Origin of the sequence: Kitasatospora sp. NPDC058063, from assembly GCF_042885395.1 — a bacterium.
GTDB classification, from domain to species: domain Bacteria; phylum Actinomycetota; class Actinomycetes; order Streptomycetales; family Streptomycetaceae; genus Kitasatospora; species Kitasatospora lactacystinica.
In genome coordinates this window covers 108,059-126,035 of the sequence record NZ_JBHVSD010000027.1, presented here as the reverse complement: position 1 = coordinate 126,035, position 17,977 = coordinate 108,059, and the positions used below count along the sequence as shown (strand labels likewise).

15 protein-coding genes are annotated in these 17,977 nt (G+C 71.3%); 7 read left to right on the top strand and 8 right to left on the bottom strand.

Annotated elements, in window-relative coordinates:
• The first annotated feature begins 81 nt into the window (after positions 1–81).
• Entirely contained in the window at positions 82–1,083 is a 1,002-nt protein-coding gene (locus ACFVUY_RS35360) for a YihY/virulence factor BrkB family protein (RefSeq protein WP_387736349.1), read from the top strand.
• Between the two features lie 64 nt (positions 1,084–1,147).
• Here ACFVUY_RS35360 and ACFVUY_RS35355 read toward each other — a convergent pair whose 3' ends face one another.
• Positions 1,148–2,335: a D-alanyl-D-alanine carboxypeptidase family protein gene (locus ACFVUY_RS35355; protein WP_387736348.1), complete on the bottom strand. Its 1,188-nt coding sequence runs from the start codon at positions 2,333–2,335 to the stop codon at positions 1,148–1,150.
• Positions 2,336–2,471: 136 nt separating this feature from the next.
• Here ACFVUY_RS35355 and ACFVUY_RS35350 point away from each other — a divergent pair, with 136 nt between their 5' ends.
• Together ACFVUY_RS35350 and ACFVUY_RS35345 are read left to right on the top strand one after the other, a co-directional pair.
• Positions 2,472–2,732 carry an SCO4848 family membrane protein gene (locus ACFVUY_RS35350; RefSeq protein ID WP_359911571.1) on the top strand — a complete coding sequence of 87 codons (261 nt, stop codon included), beginning with the start codon at positions 2,472–2,474 and terminating at the stop codon, positions 2,730–2,732.
• A 95-nt stretch (positions 2,733–2,827) separates the two neighbouring features.
• Entirely contained in the window at positions 2,828–4,441 is a 1,614-nt protein-coding gene (locus tag ACFVUY_RS35345) for a hypothetical protein (protein WP_387736347.1), read from the top strand.
• A 64-nt stretch (positions 4,442–4,505) separates the two neighbouring features.
• Here the strand turns inward: ACFVUY_RS35345 and ACFVUY_RS35340 are convergent, their stop codons facing one another.
• The 7 genes from ACFVUY_RS35340 to ACFVUY_RS35310 all read right to left on the bottom strand — a co-directional run bounded on the left by ACFVUY_RS35340 (position 4,506) and on the right by ACFVUY_RS35310 (position 11,612).
• Positions 4,506–5,279: a succinate dehydrogenase iron-sulfur subunit gene (locus tag ACFVUY_RS35340; protein ID WP_359911565.1), complete on the bottom strand. Its 774-nt coding sequence runs from the start codon at positions 5,277–5,279 to the stop codon at positions 4,506–4,508.
• Entirely contained in the window at positions 5,279–7,021 is a 1,743-nt protein-coding gene (gene sdhA / locus ACFVUY_RS35335; protein WP_387693206.1) for a succinate dehydrogenase flavoprotein subunit, read from the bottom strand. The genes ACFVUY_RS35340 and sdhA overlap by 1 nt, the downstream gene beginning before the upstream one ends.
• Before the next feature lie 51 nt (positions 7,022–7,072).
• Positions 7,073–7,564, bottom strand: coding sequence for a succinate dehydrogenase, hydrophobic membrane anchor protein (gene sdhD, locus ACFVUY_RS35330; protein ID WP_387736346.1), 492 nt, complete (start codon positions 7,562–7,564; stop codon positions 7,073–7,075).
• A gap of 8 nt (positions 7,565–7,572) precedes the next feature.
• Positions 7,573–7,953, bottom strand: a complete 381-nt coding sequence (gene sdhC / locus ACFVUY_RS35325) for a succinate dehydrogenase, cytochrome b556 subunit (RefSeq protein ID WP_033332398.1) — start codon at positions 7,951–7,953, stop codon at positions 7,573–7,575.
• Between the two features lie 368 nt (positions 7,954–8,321).
• Positions 8,322–8,807, bottom strand: coding sequence for a 2-oxo-4-hydroxy-4-carboxy-5-ureidoimidazoline decarboxylase (locus tag ACFVUY_RS35320; RefSeq protein WP_359911557.1), 486 nt, complete (start codon positions 8,805–8,807; stop codon positions 8,322–8,324).
• Positions 8,808–9,133: 326 nt separating this feature from the next.
• Positions 9,134–10,783 (bottom strand): alpha/beta hydrolase, encoded by a 1,650-nt coding sequence (locus ACFVUY_RS35315; protein WP_387736345.1) that lies wholly within the window; start codon positions 10,781–10,783, stop codon positions 9,134–9,136.
• A 73-nt stretch (positions 10,784–10,856) separates the two neighbouring features.
• On the bottom strand, positions 10,857–11,612 hold the full coding sequence (locus ACFVUY_RS35310) for an SDR family oxidoreductase (RefSeq protein WP_359911551.1): 756 nt from the start codon (positions 11,610–11,612) through the stop codon (positions 10,857–10,859).
• Between the two features lie 121 nt (positions 11,613–11,733).
• On the opposite strand from ACFVUY_RS35310, the gene ACFVUY_RS35305 reads away from it, so the two are divergent.
• The 4 genes from ACFVUY_RS35305 to ACFVUY_RS35290 all read left to right on the top strand — a co-directional run bounded on the left by ACFVUY_RS35305 (position 11,734) and on the right by ACFVUY_RS35290 (position 17,974).
• Positions 11,734–13,323: a methylmalonyl-CoA mutase gene (locus ACFVUY_RS35305; RefSeq protein WP_387736344.1), complete on the top strand. Its 1,590-nt coding sequence runs from the start codon at positions 11,734–11,736 to the stop codon at positions 13,321–13,323.
• Positions 13,324–13,535: 212 nt separating this feature from the next.
• Complete coding sequence (locus ACFVUY_RS35300) at positions 13,536–14,789, top strand: amidohydrolase (RefSeq protein ID WP_387736343.1); 1,254 nt, start codon at positions 13,536–13,538, stop codon at positions 14,787–14,789.
• Positions 14,790–15,042: 253 nt separating this feature from the next.
• Positions 15,043–16,101 carry a BMP family protein gene (locus tag ACFVUY_RS35295; protein WP_387736342.1) on the top strand — a complete coding sequence of 353 codons (1,059 nt, stop codon included), beginning with the start codon at positions 15,043–15,045 and terminating at the stop codon, positions 16,099–16,101.
• Positions 16,102–16,447: 346 nt separating this feature from the next.
• A complete protein-coding gene (locus tag ACFVUY_RS35290; RefSeq protein WP_387736352.1) occupies positions 16,448–17,974 on the top strand; it encodes an ABC transporter ATP-binding protein in 1,527 nt (508 codons plus the stop codon).
• Positions 17,975–17,977: the final 3 nt, after the last annotated feature.

The following is a 17,977-nucleotide window of genomic DNA, read 5'->3' as shown; positions in this document are numbered from 1 at the left end:
CCGCCGGGTCCGCCGAAACCCACGGGACACCCGCCCGGGGCCTGACGCCCATTCGGGGGACAGGGCCGGTATAACCGGTGGGTGGACTTCCTGACCCGCCTGCCGGTCCTCGGCCCGCTCGTGGCCCGGGTGCTGCGCAGCCGCCCGTACCGGGTGTACGAGTACTTCTCCGCCGCCCGGGGCAACCGGCTGGCCGGCGCCGTCACCTTCTTCGGCTTCCTCGCCCTCTTCCCGCTGCTCACGGTGGGCCTGGCGATCGCCGCGGCGGCGCTCAGCGACGACCGGGTGCACGAGCTGCAGAAGCACATCTCCGACCAGCTGCCGGGGCTCTCGGACGCGCTCAACCTGCCGGCCCTGGTGTCCAACGCGGGCACCGTCGGGCTGGTCGGCGGGGCGCTGCTGCTGATCTCCGGCCTCGGCTGGGTGGACACCATGCGCACCTCGATCCGGGACCTGTGGCAGCTGCCACAGGAGGAGGGCAACCCGGTGCTGCGCAAGGCCTGGGACGTGGCGGTGCTGGGCGGCCTCGGCCTGGTCTCGCTGTTCTCACTCGCCGCCTCCGCCACCGGGACCACGCTGGCCGGCCGGATCGCCGACGCGATCGGCCTCAACAGCGGCTACCTGCTCACCGCCGTCGGCGTGCTGATCGCCATAGCGTGCGACATGCTGCTCTTCGCCTACCTGCTGGCGCCCTTCCCCGGCATCACCGACCAGCGCCGCCGGGACCTCGTGCAGGGCGCGCTGATCGGCTCCGTCGGCTTCGAGCTGCTGAAGATCCTGCTCGCCTCCTACCTGGGCTCGATCGCCGGACGGAGCCTCTACGGGGCGTTCGCCACGCCGGTCGCGCTGCTGCTGTGGATCAACTTCGTCTCCCGGCTGCTGATGTACTGCGTGGCCTGGACGGCGACGGCCGACCCGCAGGCCGCCCGGGAGCGGACCAGGGCGCACGGGCGGACGCTGCTGGAGGCGGCCGACAAGGCGGAGGCGGCAGCCCGGGCGGACGCCGCGGAGCGGGCCGCCCGGGACCGGAAGAAGGAGAAGACGGAGGGAAAGGGAAAGGGGAAAGCCCGGCCCCAGGACTGAGGCCGGGCCCTGCCGCAGGCCGGTGGTCAGCCGCCGGAACAGCCGGTTCGGCCTCGTCGGCGGATCAGCCGGCGGAGCGGCGCCGCAGCACCACCGCGCCGTACCCGAGCGCGGCCCCGGCGAGCACCACGGCCGACCAGCCGACGACGCCGAACCGGCCGCCCCCGCCTTCCGCGGTGGGCGTCGCGGCCGCCGGTGCGGCGGGGTGCGGCGGCGGCGCGGGCGTTCCGTCACCGCCGACGGCCTGACCGGTCGGCTCGGCGCCGCCGGGCGGGAGCTCGTCGACCAGCCGGCCGACCGGCTGGACCTTGCCGGCCGCGGCGAAACCCCAGTCCAGCAGCGCGGCCGTCTCGTCGTACACCTTCTGGTAGCTCGACGGGTGCATCACCGTCACCAGCAGGGTGCGGCCGCCGCGTTCGGCGGCGCCGACGAAGGTCGAGCCGGCGTTGGTGGTGGTGCCGTTCTTCACGCCGATCAGGCCCGGGTACTTGCCCAGCAGCCGGTCGGTGTTGGCGATCCCGAAGCTGCCGCGCTGGCCGGTGTTCCGGTCGACGGCGCCCGGGAACATCGCGTCCCGGGTCGCGCAGTACATCCGGAAGTCCGCGTTGCGCAGACCGGCCCGGGCGAACAGCGACAGGTCGTAGGCCGAGGACACCTGGCCGTCCATGTCGTAGCCGTCCGGGGAGATCACCCGGGTGTCCCGCGCCTGGAGCGTGTCGGCGCGCGTCTGCATCTCGGCGACGGTCCGCTGCACCCCGCCGTTCATGTGCGCCAGGACGTGCACCGCGTCGTTGCCGGAGCTCAGGAAGACCCCGCGCCACAGGTCCTCGACCCGGTAGTCCAGGTTCTCCTTGATGCCGACGAGGCTGCTGCCGGGGCCGATCCCCTGGATCTCCTCGTCGGCCACCCGGTGCACCGCGTTGCGGTCGAACTTGGGCAGCACGGTGTCCGCGAAGAGGATCTTCAGAGTGCTCGCCGGGGGCAGCCGCAGATGCGGATTGCTGGCCGCCAGCACCTCCCCCGACACCGCGTCGGAGACTATCCAGGACTGGCCGGTGAGGTCGGCGGGCAACGGCGGAGCGCCCGCCATCGGGGCGACCTGCACCCCCGGGAGCCCGAGCCGCTCGCCGCCGACCGCGACCGACGGGGGCTGCTGCTGCGGGGCCGCGCCCGCCGGAGCGGCGAGCAGTACCGGCAGGGCCGCGGTGACCGCGGCGCACAGGCGCGCGAACGTGAGACGGGGTGTGGGCACCAGCAGACCGTACCCACTCACGGCTCCCGGCGCCCTTCCCCAGGGGCCCGTCCTCCGCAGGAGGGGCCCGCCCTACGCCGATCGGCGGCCCGCGCATACTGGGGAAGCACACCGCCTTCACACGCCGAGGACCCCCATGAAGCTCAGCCGCCGCACCTCCTGGTTCCTGACCGCCTTCGGGGTCTGGTCGATCATCATCTGGACGACCTTCGTGAAGAACCTCTGGAAGGACTCCGGCGGCCAGGCCTTCACCAACGGCGACCACTCCCAGCCCACCGCCTTCTTCTGGGTCCACCTGCTCCTCGCCGTCACCTCCTTCGCCCTCGGCATCGCCGTCGGCACCATCGGCGTGCGCGGCCTTCGCGCCACCACCCGCCGCACCCCGGCCACCGACTGAGAATCCCCGTTGCCGCTGTCGGCCCCTACTGGCAGGATCCTCACCGCTCGTGCACGTCTCGAACGGATATGCCGACAGAGGGTGGGGATTTCTTGATGAAGCACACGCGTTCACGCAGGTTCGGGAGGCTGGTCGCGGCGACCGCGGCCGCGGGTCTGTTCACCGTGCCGACGGCGGCCGTGGCCGACACGGCACCGACCGTCCTCGGGACGGAACAGGGCGGTGACTACGTCACCAGCGCCTGCGACTCGACCACCGTCCCGCTCTGGAGCGGACGGACCATGTACGGTCCGAAGCTCGTCGCGAACGTCACCGGCACCAGTGCCCGGTTCAGCGTCCGGGACGAGACCACGGGCGCCCAGGACCCGGTGTACACCGGTGAGGCCCGGGCCTACGGACAGTGGGCGAGCGTCAACGCCCCCGGTCTGCTGGACGGGCACAGCTACGCCTGGCACGCCTGGGCCCTCCAGGACACCCAGCTCTCCGCCCCGTCGGCGGACTGCCGCTTCACCGTGGACACCACGAGCCCGACCGTCACGGCCTCCTCGACCGACTTCCCGGCGAGCGGCCCCGCCACCAAGTACGCGGGCCAGACCGGCACCTTCGTCCTGACGGGGCTCGACCCGGCGCCGGCCGGCGGTCAGGCGTCCGGCGTCGCCTGCATCCGGTACGGCTTCCGCACGCTGGGTGTCGGCGGCTGCGACTCGTCCGACGCGGTCAAGCCGGCGGCCGACGGCACGGCGACCGTCGCCGCGCGTGTCCTGGACTGGGGCACCAACATCCTCAACCTTCAGGTGATCGACAACGCCGGCAACGTCAGCTACGGCAGCTACACCTTCTCCGCCCCCTCGAACCCGAACCCGCCGAGGGTCCCCGGAGACGTCGACGGGGACGGCGTTCCGGACGTCCTGCTGCCCGACTCCGCCGGCAACCTGCAGATCATCAGCACGGGTTCGGGCAGCACCGTGCCGTCCGCCACGATCCGTGCCAACTGGTCGCCGGACAGGACGTCCTGGGCCGGGTACCAACTCCTGCACCGCGGTTGGGACTCCAGCGCGCACGCGCCGATGGACGACCTTCTGATCCACGCGAACGGATCGAGCGCCCTGTACTTCTACAGCAACCAGGACTACCTCTCGTTCACCCGGAGTCAGATGTCGGTGGGCCGGCCGACCAACTGCCAGAATGCCGCGGGTGCCGCCACCGCCTGCCCCACGACCTTCGCCTCCGACTGGGGCAAGGCCGACCAGCTGGCGCTGATCGGCTCGCTGGACGGCAGGACGGTCTCGTCACTGCTGACCGTCGAGGACGGCAACCTCTGGCTGTTCGCCAAACCGGGATTCTCCTACCGTCTGTCCACCGCCCGGCAGCTCACCGACAACGGTTCGTGGGCCGGTTACGACTTGGTCGCCCCGGGCCCCGACTCCGTCGGCGACCTCGCCCTCTGGGCGCGCGACCGGGCCACCGGTGAGCTGCACGCGTACCCGATCCCGAAGCAGGCCGACGGCAGCCGCGACTTCTCCGCGCTCGCCGACCCGAAGGCGAACGTCGTCGCCACCGGCTTCACCACCGCCGCCTACCCGACGCTCGGCAGCTCGGGCGACCTGAACGCGGACGGCCGTCCGGACCTGTGGGCCGAGACCGCCGACCGGCACCTGCTGTACTTCTCCGGCTGGAGCGATCCGACCGACGTCGGCGCCCTGCGCTGAAACGGGCGAAGGCCCCCGTCCGATCGGAGGATCGGGCGGGGGCCTTCGGGGTGTCGGGCGGGGATCAGAAGCGGCGGGTGACCAGCGCCCGCTTCACTTCCTGGATCGCCTTGGTGACCTCGATGCCGCGCGGGCAGGCCTCGGAGCAGTTGAAGGTGGTGCGGCAGCGCCACACGCCCTCACGGTCGTTGAGGATCTCCAGGCGCTGCTCGCCGCCCTCGTCGCGCGAGTCGAAGATGAAGCGGTGCGCGTTGACGATGGCGGCCGGGCCGAAGTACTGGCCGTCGTTCCAGAACACCGGGCAGGACGACGTGCACGCGGCGCACAGGATGCACTTGGTGGTGTCGTCGAAGCGCTCGCGGTCCTCGGCGGACTGCAGGCGCTCCCGGGTCGGCTCGTTCCCCTTGGTGATGAGGAACGGCATGACGTCCTTGTACGCCTGGAAGAACGGGTCCATGTCGACGACCAGGTCCTTGAGGACCGTCAGGCCCTTGATGGCCTCGATCGTGATCGGCTTCTCCGGGTCGACGTCCTTGATCAGGGTCTTGCACGCCAGCCGGTTGCGGCCGTTGATCCGCATGGCGTCGGAGCCGCAGATGCCGTGCGCGCAGGAGCGGCGGTAGGTGAGGGTGCCGTCCTGCTCCCACTTGATCTTGTTGAGCGCGTCCAGGACGCGCTCCTTCGGGTCCATCGTCAGCTGGTAGTCCACCCACACCGGGTCCGGGTGCTCCTCCGGGTTGAACCGGCGGATCCGGAAGGTGACGGTGATCGGCTGGACGGCACCGGCTTCGACCGCGTCCAGAGCGGCCGAGTGCTTCTCCACGGTCGGAGTGCTCATCAGTACTTACGCTCCATCGGCTGGTAGCGGGTCGTGACGACCGGCTTGTAGTCGAGGCGGATGGAGGTGGTGCCGTCGGCGGCAACCTCCTGGTACGCCATGGTGTGCTGCATGAACTTCACGTCGTCACGGGTCGGGAAGTCCTCGCGGTAGTGGCCGCCGCGGGACTCCTCGCGGGCCAGCGCGGAGACGGCCAGCACCTCGGCCAGGTCGAGCAGGTTGCCCAGCTCGACGGCCTCCAGCAGGTCCGTGTTGTACCGGAAGCCCTTGTCCTGGATGGAGACGTTCTTGTAGCGCTCCTTCAGCGCGGCGATGTCCTCGACCGCCTGCTTCAGGGTGGCGCCGGTGCGGTACACCATCGCGTTGGCGTCCATGGTCTCCTGCAGTTCCTTGCGGATCTGCGCCACGGACTCGGTGCCGGTGCTCTCGCGCAGGCCGTCGACCAGGGCCTGGACCTTCTCGGCCGGGTCCTCGGGCAGCTCGACGAACTCGTTGGCGTTGGCGTAGTCGGCGGCGGCGATGCCCGCGCGACGGCCGAACACGTTGATGTCCAGCAGCGAGTTGGTGCCCAGGCGGTTGGCGCCGTGCACGGACACGCAGGCGACCTCGCCGGCCGCGTACAGGCCCGGGACGATGTCGGTGTTGTTGCGCAGGACCTCACCCTCGACGTTGGTCGGGATGCCGCCCATGGCGTAGTGCGCGGTGGGCTGGATCGGGATCGGGTCCGTGTAGGGCTCGATGCCGAGGTAGGTGCGCGCGAACTCGGTGATGTCCGGCAGCTTGGCGTCCAGCTGCTCCGGCGGCAGGTGGGTCAGGTCCAGGTAGACGTGGTCGCCGTCCGGACCGCAGCCGCGGCCTTCGCGGATCTCGGTGTAGATCGCGCGGGAGCAGACGTCACGGGACGCGAGGTCCTTCATGACGGGGGCGTAGCGCTCCATGAAGCGCTCGCCGTCCTTGTTGCGCAGGATGCCGCCCTCGCCGCGGGCGCCCTCGGTGAGCAGGATGCCCATGCGCCAGATGCCCGTCGGGTGGAACTGGAAGAACTCCATGTCCTCCAGCGGCAGGCCGCGGCGGTAGACCAGGGCCTGGCCGTCACCGGTGAGGGTGTGGGCGTTGGAGGAGACCTTGAAGAACTTGCCGGTGCCGCCGGAGGCGAAGACGACCGACTTGGCCTGGAAGACGTGGATCTCGCCGGTGGCCAGCTCGTACGCGACGACGCCGGAGGTCTTGCCCTCGTTGATCAGCAGGTCGAGGACGTAGAACTCGTTGAAGAACTCGACGCCGTGCTTGACGCAGTTCTGGAACAGCGTCTGGAGGATCATGTGGCCGGTGCGGTCGGCCGCGTAGCACGAGCGGCGGACCGGGGCCTCGCCGTGGTTGCGGGAGTGACCGCCGAAGCGGCGCTGGTCGATCCGGCCCTGCTCGGTGCGGGAGAAGGGCAGGCCCATCTTCTCCAGGTCGAGGACGGCGTCGATGGCCTCCTTGCACATGATCTCGGCGGCGTCCTGGTCGACCAGGTAGTCACCGCCCTTGACCGTGTCGAAGGTGTGCCACTCCCAGTTGTCCTCCTCGACGTTGGCGAGGGCGGCGCACATGCCGCCCTGGGCAGCGCCGGTGTGGGACCGGGTCGGGTAGAGCTTGGTCAGGACGGCGGTGCGGCTGCGCTGCGTCGACTCGATGGCCGCTCGCATGCCGGCGCCGCCGGCGCCGACGATGACGGTGTCGTACTGGTGAATCTGCATGGGGGGTTAACTCGCCTCTGGCCTCTGCCGATGGTCGATGGTGCTCGCGGCTCAGATGTTGGGGTCGAAGGTGAAGATCACCAGGGTGCCGAGCAGCACGGTGAAGACCGTGGCGGTGCCCATGAGCCCCTTGAGCCAGAGCCGGGTCGAGTCCTTCTCGGCGTAGTCGTTGATCACCTGACGCATGCCGTTGGCGCCGTGCAGCATGGCGAGCCAGAGCATCAGGAGGTCCCAGCCCTGCCAGAACGGCGAGGCCCAGCGGCCGGCCACGAAGGCGAAGCCGATCTTGGAGACGCCGCCGTCGAGCACCAGCATGATCAGCAGGTGGCCGAGGATCAGCACGACCAGAACGACACCGGACAGGCGCATGAAGAGCCAGGCCAGCATCTCGAAGTTGGTGCGGGTGCGACGCGGGGTCTTCTTGGTCCGCTGGCGCGGAGGCTCGATGACGAACGCGTCGGCGGGGTTGCCGGTGCCCAGTCCCTTGCCGGTGTGCGCCTGCTTGGAGGGGACGACGATGGCGTCGGAGTATTCCGTGGACATGTCTCGGCTCACTTCCCGAACCAGGAGATCAGCGTGTGCTGGAGGATCCCGTAGAAGGAACCGGCCATCAGGACGACCCAGACGCCGACGACGGTCCAGAGCATCTGCTTCTGGTACTTCGGGCCCTTGGACCAGAAGTCCACTGCGACGACGCGCAGGCCGTTGAGGGCGTGGAACAGGATGGCGGCCACCAGGCCGTACTCCATCAGGTTCACGAGCGGAGTCTTGTACGTCTGGATGACGGTGTCGTAGGACTCCGGCGACACTCGCACGAGGGCGGTGTCCAGGACGTGGGCGAACAGGAAGAAAAAGATGAGGACGCCGGTGACTCGATGAGCCACCCAGCTCCACATGCCTTCCCGGCCGCGGTACAGCGTTCCAGCCGGCACGGAAAAACCCTCCGGAAGCGATTGGGGGCTCGGCCGGCTTCGGTGTCGGTCAGCCCGGCCGGGTACGGTCCACCGGCCGCCAGCATCCTATCGACGCCTTTCCGTGAACCGCCTCCGGGGGCCCCAGGTGTGATCAATCAGGCACTTCTGGCCTAGCGGGGCGGGAACCAAACCCGAGGGTGTCACGGTGGGTGACGGCATGCTCGCGCCCCGCGCCGGAGGGTGAGGGGCGCGGGGCGGGGCGGGTTCGGATTCGGTGGTGGTTCGGATCGGATGGTGCCGCGGCCTCACTCGTCCGGGCGGTTTTGCGGGCGAGGTCACCCGCACGGGTGAAGAAGAGTGGGTGAAGAGGGGTGGGTGATGTGCGCTCAGCGCGCCGCGGCCTCCGAGGGGGTGGCGACCAGGTGCTCCAGGCGGGTGAGGGCGATCCGGCGGAGTTCGTCGGACGCGATCAGCCGCTCCTCGTCCGGGTCGTTGGCGAGGCGGGTGCGGATGGAGGAGAGCACGGTGTCGAGCATCTCCTCCGGGGCGACCCCTTCCAGGCAGACCACGAAGACGTGGCCGAACCGGGCCTCGTACGCGGCGTGCGCGGCCCGCAGCGCGGTGTGCGCGGCCTGGCTTCCGGGAGCCCGCATGCCGAGCAGCGGCTGCGGCATCCAGCTCTCGTCCGCCAGCGCCTCGGTGAGGTCGGCCGGGCGGAGGTCGTAGGAGGCCTCGCTGGCGGCGGCCAGCAGGGACTCGATGTCGGGGTAGGGCCGGTGTGCGGTGAGCCGCAGGGCCCAGCGGTGGCTGCCGCAGCAGGCCAGCAGGGCCTCCTCGGCAGCGCCGGCGTCGGCTTCGTTGAAGCGGTGCAACCCGAGGAGGGTCGGCTCTGTTCTGACGTCGAGCCGCTGTGACGGGATGTCGCTGGCCAGCGGGTCCTCCTCGTGAGGGCGGGAAGGTGCCGGTGGAGTGGGGTGGTGAACGGGTGGGATGGGGGCTGCCGAGGGGCGCGTTGGCGCCGGTCGACCTGCGCCTCAAAGGTAGTTGAGCGGTCATCAGTTGGGGAGGGCGCGCGCCGAATTCATCCGGACGAGCTATCAAGTTGTGACGTTGACACCTGCGCGTCAGCGCCCTCCCCGTGTCCTGCCGCCGGCCGCGGCGCCGCCGTCCACCGGGGGCCGGGCCGGTCCGCGGGGACTCAGTCGCAGCGGGTGCCCGCGGCCGGCATCGTGCCCTCGGTCAGGTAGGCCGCCATGGCCCGGTCGATGCAGGTGTTGCCCTTCCCGAAGGCGCCGTGCCCCTCGCCGACCCGGGTGAGCAGGGTGGCGTTGGCGAAGCCCTTGGCCAGCGCCTCGGCCGAGGCGTACGGGGTGGCCGGGTCGCCGGTGCTGCCGACCACCAGGATCGGCGCGCTGCCCTCGGCCCGGACGGTGTGCGGCGTCTCCTGCGTCCTGAACGGCCAGTAGGCGCAGCCGGCCTCGCTGAAGTCGTCCACCGTGACGCCCCTGGACATCAGCGGCGCCTCGGCGAGCAGCCGGTCCACGGCGGCCCTGGCGTGCTCGGGGGTGGGCGCGGGGCGGGCGGCGTCGGCGCAGCCGATCGCGTTGTTGGCCTCGTCCACCGGGCTGTAGTGGCCGTTCGCGTCCCGGCCGTTGTAGTCGTCGGCGAAGGCCATCAGGTAGTCGCCCTTGTCGCGCACCATCGCCCAGCCGAGGGCGGCGCGCAGGTACTTCCAGGAGGTCGTCTCGTCGCCGTAGAGGAGCGAGATGGTGCCGGTCCAGGCCTGGTCGCGGCCGAGCTTGCGGCCGTCCTTGGTGGTCAGCGGGTGGTCGTACAGCCCGTCGAGGAAGTCGGCGGCCTTCTTGGCGGCCTTGCTGCCGTCCTTGCCGAGCGGGCACTCGTCGGCGTGGTTCTCCACGCAGTCGGCGGCGAAGCGCTCGAAGGACTTCTCGAAGCCGACCTGCTGGTCGATCCCGTGGTCCAGCCGGTCCTGGCCGGGGTCGACCGCGCCGTCCAGGATCAGCCGGCCGGTGTTCTTCGGGAACTCCTCGGCGTAGAGCGCGCCGAGGTACGTCCCGTAGGAGATGCCGAGGTAGTTGAGCTGCTTGTCGCCGACCGCGGCGCGCAGCACGTCCAGGTCGCGGGCGGTGTTGCGGGTGCCGACGAAGGGCAGCAGCCTGCCGGACCTGGCCTGGCAGGCGGCGGCGTGCTCGGTGGCCTGCTTGACGTGCTCGGCCTTGCGGACGGCCGGGTCGAGGGAGGCGTCGGTCTGGTTGACGGCGTCGTGCTGCTTGTCGTCGTAGCAGACGACCGGGGAGCTGTCGCCGGTGCCGCGGGGGTCGAAGCCGATCACGTCGAAGCGGTCGTGCAGGGTGCCGGCGAACTGCTTGGCGCCGTACTTGACCATCCCGACGCCGGATTCGCCGGGGCCGCCGGGGTTGACCATCAGCGAGCCGATCCGCTGGTCCGGCTCGGCGGCCGGGTACTTGACCAGCGCGAGGTCGAGGGCGTCGGTGGCGGGGGCGGCGTAGTCCAGCGGGACGTGCAGCGTGCCGCACCGCATGCCGGATATGTCGATCTTGGCCTTCTCGGCCTGGGCGTCGGCCGGGCAGTCGGCCCAGGTGATCTGCTGGCCGTAGAAGGGCTTGAGCGCCGGGTCGGCCTCGCCGGTGGGCCTGGGAGTCGGTGTCGGGGTGGCCGTGGGGGTGGCGGCGGCGGGCGCCGTGGTGCCCGCGGCCCGGTCCTGGGCCGGCGCGGCGGTGTCGTCGCAGGCGGAGGCGAGGAGCAGGGTGCCTGCCGCCAGCGCGGCCAGCAGGACCCGTGGGCGGGCGGCCCGGAAGGTTCTCATCGCACGTGTGTACCACCGGGGGGTGACGTGTTCGATCTTGGCCCCTGCTCCGGGGCCGCCCGCCGGGCCGGGCTCAGGCGCGGTGGACCTTGTGGTTGGCGGCCTGCGCCCGGGGGCGGACCACCAGCAGGTCGATGTTCACGTGCGAGGGCCGGGTGACCGCCCACGCCACGGTGTCCGCGATGTCCTCCGAGGTGAGCGGTTCGGCCACGCCCGCGTAGACGGCGGCGGCCTTCTCCTCGTCGCCGCGGAAGCGGGTGACCGCGAAGCCCTCGGACTTCACCATGCCGGGCGCGATCTCGATCACCCGGATCGGCTCCCCGCACAGCTCCAGCCGCAGCGTGGCGGCGATGGTGTGCGCGGCGTGCTTGGCGGCGACGTACCCGCCGCCGCCCTCGTACGCGGCCAGCGCGGCGGTCGAGGAGAGCACCAGGACCGTGCCGTCGCCGGTGGCCCGCAGGGCCGGCAGCAGGGCCTGCGTCACGTGCAGCACGCCGAGCACGTTCACCTCGTACATGGCCCGCCAGTCGGCCGGGTCCCCGTGCTCGACGCTCTCCGCGCCGATCGCGCCGCCGGCGTTGTTCACCAGGACGTCCACCCGGCCGACCGCGGCGGCGAAGGCGTCCACCGCGGCCCGGTCGGTGACGTCCAGGGTGACCGCGCGGGCCGAACCGCCCCGGGCGGCGATCTCCTCGGCCAGCGCCTCGACGCGGTCGGTGCGCCGGGCGGTCAGCACCACGTCGAAGCCCTCGGCGGCCAGCCGGCGGGCGGTCGCCGCGCCGATTCCGCTGCTGGCACCGGTGACCACGGCCACCTTCTGCTCGGTCATTGCCACTCCCTGGGGCTCATCGGTCGTTCACCCGATCATCTCAACCGCGTCGCCGCCGCGGCGGGCCGGTCAGGCCCTACATTGCGAGGACCCGCTCCCCAGTCCCGGAGGAGGCACCCCCATGACAGCCGAACCGCGCCGCGCCGAGTCGGGTTTCGCGATCGAGCCGCTGTACGGCCCGGAGTCCCTGGCCGGCCGGGAGGCCGGTGCCCGGCTGGGCCGGCCGGGGGAGTACCCCTACACCCGGGGCGTCCATCCGACGATGTACACCGGCCGCCCCTGGACGATGCGCCAGTACGCGGGCTTCGGCACCGCCGCCGAGTCCAACGCCCGCTACCGGCAGCTGATCGCGGGCGGCGGCACCGGCCTCTCGGTCGCCTTCGACCTGCCCACCCAGATGGGCTACGACTCGGACGCGCCGCTCGCCGCCGGGGAGGTCGGCAAGGTGGGCGTCGCCGTGGACGGCGTCGAGGACATGGCGGTGCTGTTCGACGGCATCCCGCTCGGCGGGGTGTCCACCTCGATGACCATCAACGCGCCCGCCGCCCTGCTCCTGCTCCTCTACCAACTGGTCGGCGAGGCGCAGGGGGTGGCGCCGGCGGCGCTCACCGGCACGGTCCAGAACGACGTGCTGAAGGAGTACATCGCCCGCGGCACCTACATCTTCCCGCCGCAGCCCTCGCTGCGGCTGGTCGCCGACGTGTTCCGGTACTGCCGGGCCGAGATCCCGCGCTGGAACACCATCTCCATCTCCGGTTACCACATGGCCGAGGCCGGGGCCGACCCCGCGCAGGAGATCGCCTTCACGCTGGCCAACGGCATCGCCTACGTCCGCACCGCGATCGCCGCCGGGATGGCCGTGGACGACTTCGCCCCCCGGCTCTCGTTCTTCTTCGTGGCCCGCACGACGCTGCTGGAGGAAGTGGCCAAGTTCCGTGCGGCACGCAGGATTTGGGCCACAATCATGCGCGAGGTGTTCGGCGCCCGGAACCCGCGCTCGCAGATGCTGCGCTTCCACACCCAGACCGCCGGAGTGCAGCTCACGGCCCAGCAGCCCGAGGTCAACCTGGCCCGGGTCACCGTGCAGGCGCTCGCCGCGGTGCTCGGCGGCACCCAGTCGCTGCACACGAACAGCTACGACGAGGCGATCGCGCTGCCCACCGAGAAGGCCGCCCGGCTCGCCCTGCGCACCCAGCAGGTGCTCGCGTACGAGACCGACGTGACCGCCACCGTCGACCCGTTCGCCGGCTCCTACGCCGTCGAGTCGCTCACCGACGAGGTGGAGGCCGCCGCGCGGGCGCTGATGGACCGGATCGAGGAGCAGGGCGGCGCGGTGGCCGCGATCGAACGGGGTTACCAGAAGGGCGAGATCGAGCGCACCGCCTACCGGCTCCAGCGGGAGACCGACTCCGGGGAGCGGACGGTGGTCGGGGTCAACCGCTTCCGGTCGGACACGGAGGAGCCGTACCAGCCGCTGCGGGTGGATCCGGCGATCGAGGAGCGGCAGGCGCGGCGGCTGGCCCGGCTGCGGGCCGAGCGCTCCGCCGGCGCCGTCACCCGGGGGCTGGACGCGCTGCGCCGCACCGCCGAGGGGACGGGGAACGTGCTGTACCCGATGAAGGAGGTGCTGGCCGCCCGGGCCACCGTCGGCGAGGTGTGCGACGCGCTGCGCGGAGTGTGGGGGACGTACTCCCCGGTGGAGCGCTTCTGACGTCCTGCTGAACAGCCGTCAACCCGCTGGTGTCGTCGGGGAAGTGGCGGCCGTGACCGTCGGCCGGGGTGGTCGTTGCACAGGGCACGCAACCCGGGGAAGGCGGCTGAAACAAGATGTCATACCCACGTGTCCGGCCGGTATGCACCCATCCGGGGACTAGTTTTCCGGAAGTCGGGCCAAATCCCCCCAACAGGCCTACGATTGGCGAGATGAACCGTCCTGAGCCCGCTCAGCCGGGCACCACTCTCGCCGCCCCACGCCCCGCCGCCGATCTGCGCGACCGGGTCCGGGAGCTGGAGCCCGAGCTGGTCGCCTTCCGTCGTGATCTGCACCGGCACCCGGAGCTGGGCCGCCAGGAGTTCCGAACCACCGGGCTGCTGCGCGACCGGCTGGCGGCCGCCGGGCTCGAACCCCGGGTGCTGCCCGGCGGCACCGGCATGCTCGTCGACATCGTCCCGCCCGGCACCGCCCCGGGAACGGAGTTCCTGGCCTTCCGTGCCGACATCGACGCGTTGCCGATCGACGACGCCAAGACCGACGTGCCGTACCGCTCCACCGTCCCCGGCCGGGCCCACGCCTGCGGCCACGACGTGCACACCTCGGTGGTGCTCGGCACCGGCCTGGTGCTGGCCGAGGCCGCCCGCGCCGGCGAGCTGCGCCGCCCCGTCAGGCTGGTGTTCCAGCCCGCCGAGGAGGTCATGCCGGGCGGCGCGCTGGACGTCATCAAGGCCGGCGGGATGGCGGGTGTCGGGCGGATCTTCGCGGTGCACTGCGACCCGAAGGTGGAGGTCGGCCGGATCGCCCTGCGGGTCGGGGCGATCACCTCGGCCTGCGACCGCCTGGTGCTGCACCTGGACGGCCCCGGCGGGCACACCGCCCGTCCGCACCTGACCACGGACCTGGTCACCGCGGTCGCCAGGACGGCCGCCGACCTCCCGGGGGCGCTGGCCCGCCGGATGGACCCGCGCTGGGGCGTCAGCCTGGTCTGGGGGCGGATCGCCTCCGGTTCCGCGCCCAACGTCATCCCGCAGCACGCCGAGCTGGAGGGCACCGTTCGCTGCCTGGAGCTGGACGGCTGGCGGGAGGCGCCGGACCTGCTGCACGAGCTGATCGCCAAGCTGTCCGAGACCCACCGGGCCAAGTGGACGCTGGACTACCACCGCGGGGTGCCGCCGGTGGTGAACGAGGCGGTCTCGGTCGCCCTGCTGGACGGGGCGATGCACGCCCGCTTCGGCGGGGACGGCGCCGTGGTGGTGGAGGGCACCGAGCAGAGCCTGGGCGGCGAGGACTTCTCCTGGTACCTGGAGCACGCCCCGGGCGCGCTGGCCCGGCTCGGCGTCCGCGCCCCCGGCGACGCCACGGTCCGGGACCTGCACCAGGGCCGGTTCGACGTGGACGAGCGGGCGATCGGCATCGGCGTGGAACTGTTCTCGGCGCTGGCCCTGGAGGCGGACGGCAGCTGACGGCAGGTCCGGGGGCGGTGCGGCCGGAGCGAAGCGGAACGGCCGGATCCGGGGTCCCGTCGGGGTTACGTAAACTGACCGAACCGACCTCGGATCACCGTCCGCGCGGGGGATAAGAGCCCCGGGGAGAACATCAGACCACGGTTTGATAACAACCCGTATGCTCCGGCACCCCGTAACACAACCGTGTTCTACGCGCGTTACGGTGGCGTCCGACCACGCCAAACGGTTGCGTGTAGAAGGAGATATCCCCTTGCGCCGTTCAATGAAGCTCGCCGCGGTTGTGCTCTCGGGTTCCCTGGGCATGGCCTCGCTCGCCGCTTGCGGCGCAAAGAGCACCGACTCCTCCTCTTCCGGCTCGGGCGACGGTTCGCTCAAGGTCGGCATGGCCTACGACATCGGCGGCCGCGGCGACCAGTCGTTCAACGACTCCGCCGCCCGTGGCCTCGACAAGGCCAAGTCCGAGCTGGGCGTCTCCGTGACCGAGGCCGAGGCCAAGCAGAACGAGGCCGAGGCCGACAAGGAGACCCGTCTCAAGAACCTGATCGACGCGGGTTACAAGACGATCATCGCGGTCGGCTTCGTCTACCAGCCGGCGGTCGACAAGGTCGCCAAGGACAACCCGACGGTCAAGTTCGCGATCATCGACTCGAACGACAAGGACCAGCCGGCCAACGTCACCTCGCTGCTCTTCGCCGAGCAGGAGGGCTCGTACCTGGCCGGTGTCGCCGCCGCGAACAAGTCGAAGGCCAAGCACGTCGGCTTCATCGGTGGTGTGCAGTCCGAGCTGATCAAGAAGTTCGAGGCCGGTTACACGGCGGGTGTGAAGTCCGTCGACCCGAGCATCACGGTCGAGACCACCTACCTGAGCACCCCGCCGGACTTCACCGGCTTCGCCTCGCCCGACAAGGGCAAGGAGGCCGCCCAGGGCCAGCTCGACAAGGGCGCGGACGTCATCTACACCGCCGCCGGCTCCTCCGGCAACGGCGCCATCGAGGCCGTCGCCAACAAGTCGGGCGCCCTGGCCATCGGTGTCGACTCCGACCAGGCCAGCCAGCCGGCCCTGGCGAAGTACAAGAACAGCATCCTGACCTCGATGGTCAAGAACGTCGACACCGCGGTGTTCTCGTACATCCAGTCGGTCAAGCAGGGCCAGAGCCCGACCGGCGTCAAGCTGTTCGACCTGAAGGCCGAGGGCGTCTCGCTCGCCATCACCGGCGGCAAGATCGACGACATCCAGGACAAGCTGAAGGTCGCCTCCGACGCGATCAAGTCCGGCGCCACCACCATTCCGACCGCGCCGGTCAAGTAAGCACCGCGCGTCCCGGACGCCGCAGAGCCCGCCGCCTGCCCGGCAGGGCGACGCACCACACAGTTCACGGGAGGGGCCCGGCAGGGTGCGCTCAACGCGTACCCCCCGGGCCCCGTTCCGTCTCTCCGTTCCCCCTTGGCCCTCCGAGCGCAACGACGCGCCTCCAGACCACCAGGAGACCGCCATCACCGCATCCGACCCCGTCCCCCTGCGCAAGGACGGCACCCCCAGCGCGGGGACGGCGACACCGGCCGTCGAACTGCGCGGCATCACCAAGCGCTTTCCGGGTGTCGTGGCCAACCACGACATCAACCTCACCGTCCGCACCGGGACCGTGCACGCCCTGATGGGTGAGAACGGCGCCGGCAAGTCGACGCTGATGAAGATCCTCTACGGCATGCAGAAGCCGGACGAGGGCACCATCGCGATCAACGGCGAGCTGTGCGAGTTCAACACCCCCGGCGACGCCATCTCGCGCGGCGTCGGCATGGTGCACCAGCACTTCATGCTCGCCGACAACCTCACGGTGTGGGAGAACGTCGTCCTCGGCGGCGAGAAGCTCCACGGCATCGGCGCCAGGGCGAAGGCGAAGATCAAGGAGATCTCCGACCAGTACGGCCTGGGCGTGCGCCCGGACGTCCTGGTCGAGGACCTCGGCGTCGCCGACCGCCAGCGCGTCGAGATCCTCAAGGTGCTGTACCGCGGCGCCAAGATCCTGATCCTCGACGAACCCACGGCCGTGCTCGTCCCGCAGGAGGTCGACGCGCTGTTCGACAACCTGCGCGAGCTCAAGTCCGAGGGCGTCACCGTCATCTTCATCTCGCACAAGCTGCACGAGGTGCTCGCGGTGGCCGACGCGATCAGCGTCATCCGGCGCGGCACCACGGTCGGCGACGCCGACCCGAAGGCCGTCACCGCCCGGCAGCTCGCCGAGCTGATGGTCGGCGCCGAGCTGCCCTCGCCGGAGAGCCGCGAGTCGACCGTCACCGAGGCCGTGATGCTCGACGTCGAAGGCCTGCGGATCGCCAAGACCGACGCCGAGGGCATCGAGCGCGTCGTCCTCGACGACATCTCGCTGCGCATCCACAAGGGCGAGATCCTCGGCATCGCCGGTGTCGAGGGCAACGGCCAGGCCGAGCTGGTCGAGGCCGTCATGGGGATGCTGCCGCTGAACGCCGGCACCGTCACCCTGGACGGCAAGGACCTCTCCGGCGCCCTGACCCGGGCCCGCCGCGAGGCCGGCATCGGCTACATCCCCGAGGACCGCCACAAGCACGGCCTGCTGCTGGAGGCCCCGCTCTGGGAGAACCGCATCCTCGGCCACGTCACCGAGGCGCCCAACTCCAAGGGCGTGCTGCTCGACCCGGCCGCCGCCCGCACGGACACCTGGCGGATCGTCGAGGAGTACGACGTCCGCACTCCCGGCATCGAGGTCACCGCGGCCTCGCTCTCCGGCGGCAACCAGCAGAAGCTGATCATCGGCCGCGAGATGAGCCACCAGCCCAAGCTGCTGATCGCCGCCCACCCCACCCGCGGTGTGGACGTCGGCGCGCAGGCGCAGATCTGGGAGCACATCCGGGTCGCCCAGCGGGCCGGCCTGGCCGTCCTGCTGATCTCCGCCGACCTGGACGAGCTGATCGGCCTGTCCGACACCATCCGGGTCATCTACCGCGGCCGCCTGGTCGCCGACGCCGACCCGGCCACCGTCACCGCCGAGGACCTCGGCACCGCGATGACCGGTGCCGCCAGCGGCCACCTGGAGTCCGAGCCGGAGGCCGTCGCCGAGGCGCAGGCCGTCGCGGCCGAGGGCACCGAGGCCGAGGCCGGGCACCAGCCCACCGACACCGCCGACGACCCGCAGGCGGGGGAGTAACCC